General features: G+C 44.1%; 4 protein-coding genes. 2 read left to right on the top strand and 2 right to left on the bottom strand.

The genetic code is table 11. From position 1 onward, the window contains the following. Positions 1–39: 39 nt before the first annotated feature. Positions 40–210: a hypothetical protein gene (locus F7C14_RS05610; protein ID WP_290900719.1), complete on the bottom strand. Its 171-nt coding sequence runs from the start codon at positions 208–210 to the stop codon at positions 40–42. A gap of 280 nt (positions 211–490) precedes the next feature. On the opposite strand from F7C14_RS05610, the gene F7C14_RS05605 reads away from it, so the two are divergent. Next, positions 491–2092, top strand: coding sequence for a P-loop domain-containing protein (locus tag F7C14_RS05605; protein ID WP_367114341.1), 1602 nt, complete (start codon positions 491–493; stop codon positions 2090–2092). A gap of 30 nt (positions 2093–2122) precedes the next feature. After that, a complete protein-coding gene (locus F7C14_RS05600) occupies positions 2123–3874 on the top strand; it encodes a chloride channel protein (RefSeq protein WP_290900715.1) in 1752 nt (583 codons plus the stop codon). Here F7C14_RS05600 and pgk read toward each other — a convergent pair. After that, positions 3837–4136, bottom strand: a 300-nt coding sequence (pgk, locus tag F7C14_RS05595; RefSeq protein ID WP_290900712.1) for a phosphoglycerate kinase, incomplete at its 5' end; no start/stop codon positions are given. The two genes, F7C14_RS05600 and pgk, sit on opposite strands and share 38 nt — an antisense overlap.

Genomic DNA, 4136 nt, shown 5'->3' with positions numbered 1-4136 from the left:
ATCGATTTTAAGACGTTGTCAACGAATTTGGAGCAACCATCAGGATTTCACAACTCTCCAAACTCTAACAACTTTGGCTCTTGCCGATCTTACATCTACGAATATCGCTCTATGCCCTCCACTCTGATGGATTAGCCTTGGTTTGCTTATTTTTCCTCCAATGCAGCGAATTTTCTCCCCTTCAATCCTCTGGCTCAACATAAACTTCACTCCACAGCTCCATTAAAATGTCGTTGACCAAGCTCAATTCGATTCGAGAAAGTGAACAGCAGCATAAAGTTGCCAAACGTTACGTTTTCAAGATCTTCGATCTCGTAAAAACTTCAATCTCACAGCCTTGAACGATGAGTTTTTGAAGTCTCTTTTGCCACTCTTTGACCTTCTCTTTTTTAATATCCTCGTTGAAGTAGTTTTTATGGAGTTTAATTAAGAGCTTTCAAAAATTTTACCGCTTTTTAATTCCTCCAAAAACACGACCTCCCGAAGTTATATGAATAAAAGCTTACGAATAACTTCTATGATCTTAGACGGCAAGAGCTATGGAACCTACAAGAAAGTTTTGAGGGATGAAGTTTTTTCCTTCGAAAACTTCTACTTCAAATTCACAAGAATTCAATCAGATCCCTACGCTCCTCCCTCAGTTGTTGAAGCGATTTGCGACCACGAATTTTCGAAGGAAGTAGTGAAAAACAAGAAACCTTCGGAAGACTTTATCTACAGGTGTCTTCACTCTTCCCTGAAAAAGAGAAGTAAAAAGAGTGGGAGTGGAAACAGTGGATACCTTGGAGTGCCTAAACCGAGCACCTGCGTTCTGAAAAGGAGTGCCGTCGAATTTAGGGGTAAAAAATTGATTCTTCGGTTTTTCGTTGGTCTTCCAGCTAAAGGGAGGAGAATAGACGGAAAAGAAGCTGAAAGAATTCTGAAGATCAGAATTCCCAGAGCCATAAGCGAAGTCTTATCGACGAACGAGGAGTCTATTTTAGAGCAAGTAATGCTTTACAACGATCAGCAGCACATCAGGGAGATTTTAAAGAAGAAAAAAGCCGTGGCATTCATAGCTGAAGGAAGCGTACTTCCGAGAAAAGATAGCCTTTCCGAAGAGCCTATGAAAAATGCGAAGCCGTTCAAATGTCAAGAGTTTGAAAGTCTGGAGCTTCCGAGCGGGAGAATCGTGAGAGGTTTGTTCATCCCCCAAGGGTTAACGGTAATAACCGGCGGCGCTTACCACGGAAAAACTACCTTGCTTGAGGCGATACAAAGGGGAATATATAACCACGTTAAGGGAGACGGAAGAGAATTCGTCATCTCAAGAGACTGCATTCTGATATTCGCGGAAGATGGAAGATTCGTTAACAGCGTCGACATTTCAACTTTCATCGACAACCTACCTTCTGGAGAGGATACAAGGTTCTTCTCTTCAAAAGACGCAAGCGGTTCGACAAGCATGGCTTCGAGCATAGTTGAGGCTATCGAAGCGGGATTCGAAACGATACTCATCGACGAGGATACGAGCGCAACGAACTTGCTTTACAAAGACGAGGTTATGGAGAAGCTTATTAGAAAAGATCCCATAAAGCCCCTCTGCCATCAAATCAGAAGCATGATAGAAAAAACTGGCGTTAGCGTCGTTCTAATTTCTGGCGCATCCTCAACCTACTTGTCTCTGGCGGACAAAATACTTTTAGTTGAGGAGTACGAGCCAAAACCTTTGAAAGTTTCATTTAGATCTAAAACAGAAAAAGTGGAATTCAAAATGCCGAGGGAAAGGACTTTTCTTGGAATAAGAGGTTTGGGAAAGGTTAGAGTCAAGGGGTTCAGAATACTTCTTGAAATCTCGAAGAGGAGATACGAAATGGATTTATCAAGAAATCCGAGAATCGTGGAAGAAGGTCAGGTGAAGCTTATAGCGAGGGGAATAGAAAGGTTTGGACGGGAAAAGAGTAAGGCAAAAAAACTTGCAGAAAAGTTTAACGAAGTCCTGAAAGAAAAAGGTTTCGAGTTTTTTAAAAAGCCAGTCACTCCAGATTTAGCCGAAGTAGACGGAAAGGACTTCCTATGGACTCTCAATAGGATTCCAGCGGATTTCGGTTAAATTTTTAAATCGTGAAATTATTCTAAAGCTGTGGAAATTAGACCCCCCTTACTTCTCAGGCATCTCCTGATTCTTTCGATAATCGTCGGGATCTTCTCCGGCTTAGCAGCCTTTGTCTTCTTCCTAATGCTTGATCTTTCCTCCGAATTTTTCTTTGAAGTTCTTGACTCCTTCAGTCCGCCAGCTCCGAAAGGAGAGACAAGCCTTGACTTTTTCGGCATAAAGCTTGGCATAATTCCCTTGTGGGTTCTCCCAGCAATAGGTGGCTTGCTGAGCGGGTTGATAGTTTACAAACTCGCTCCAGAAGCTGAAGGACATGGAACGGATGCAGTTATAAGAGCTTTTCACAGGTTGAGAGGAAAGGTTAGATGGAGAGTTCCTTTTGTTAAAGCTGTAGCTTCAGCAATAACAATAGGAAGCGGAGGGAGTGCCGGAAGAGAGGGACCGATAGCTCAAATCGGCTCTGGGGTTGGAGCAATTTTAGCCGATATTCTAAAGCTTTCCGACAAGGATAGGAGAATCCTACTCGTTTGCGGCGTTGCCGGAGGAATAGGAAGCATTTTCCGAGCACCCTTTGGTGGTGCTTTGTTCGGAGTTGAGGTTCTATACAAAAGAGATGCGGAGCTCGATGCGATAATTCCCGCTTTCGTGTCATCCATAACCGCTTTTACAGTTTTTGAAGTTTTGATGAGCCACATTTCGAATTTAAGGTTTGCATCGACCCCAATTTTCATAGCAACAGACGTGGGCTTGCAAAGTCCGGTAGAGCTATTCTTCCACTCGCTAACTGGGGTATTAGCTGCGGGAGTTGCGATAGCTTACGTGAAATGCTTTTATTTGGTCCACAATCTCTTCAGAAAACTAAAAGCGCCGAGCACTCTTAAACCCCTCATAGGTGGAATAATCACCGGACTTATAGGCGTTTTCGTCCCCCAAGCTTTGGGAATGAGCTACGGATACGTTCAACTGGCGATAGACGGAAAACTGGTGATGAGTGTTGCTTTGCTAATACTCTTGGGGAAAATCTTGGCAACATCCTTCACAGTCGGTAGCGGAGGTAGCGGAGGAGTTTTTGCTCCTTCGATAGTCATAGGCAGCATGCTCGGAGCTGTTGTAGGAGATTTAGCAAGCAATTTCGCCATTACTGGGGCAAAATCCAATTTCGTTCTTGTAGGCATGTCAGCTTTCGTTTCGGCTGTAGCCAAAACACCCCTCGCATCGATCATGATGGTCTTAGAGATGACGGGAAGTTACAAGCTTCTTCCAGCTTTGATGCTCGCTTCGACGCTCTCCTACTATTTAAGCGGCGATGTTTCCATTTACAGCGAGCAGGTCAATTCGAGAGTTGAATCTCCGGCACATAGAAGAGAGATGACCGTCGATGTTCTTGAAAACATAAAGGTCGCAGAAGCGATGACTCCGGCTGACAAAGTTATGACCCTCTCCCCGAAAAACACGATCTCAGATGTTCTGCTGGCGATAAATTCTACTGGACACCTTGGTTATCCAGTCGTGGAGAACGGAAAGCTTGTAGGAATTATAACCCTCGAAGACGTGTTACGTGTTCCGGAGGAGAAAAGAGACAGCGTGAAGGTAGAAGACGTCATGACAAAAGAAGTAATTACGATCACTCCAGAGGCGTCTTTGGAAGATGCTCTACAACTTCTTGAAAAATACAAAATTGGAAGATTGCCGGTCGTGGAAGATTCGAAACTCGTGGGATTGATAACGAGATCGGATATTATCAGAGCTCACGCAAAGGCAATTTCCAGTATTTCTTAAGAACTTCCAGCGCCACAAGATTTTCTCCGCTCAGAAATCTTATACTCGCTCCTCCTCCAGTGGAAATATGGTCTATTTTCCTCGCTATTCCGAATAGCCTCGCCGCCGTAGCTATATGCCCGCCACCAACAACAGAATAGCTGGCTTTAGCCACAGCCTTTAAGACCTCCACGGTGCCCGTCGCAAAAACCTCCTCCTCGAAAACTCCGGCAGGACCGTTTATAACCGCTATGTCGTACTTTGGTATTTCTTCCACGAGTAT

This window comes from Ferroglobus sp. (assembly GCF_015521575.1).
GTDB lineage: Archaea > Halobacteriota > Archaeoglobi > Archaeoglobales > Archaeoglobaceae > Ferroglobus.
The sequence above is the reverse complement of the archived record's forward strand: the minus strand, read 5'-3'. Positions and strand labels throughout refer to the sequence as shown.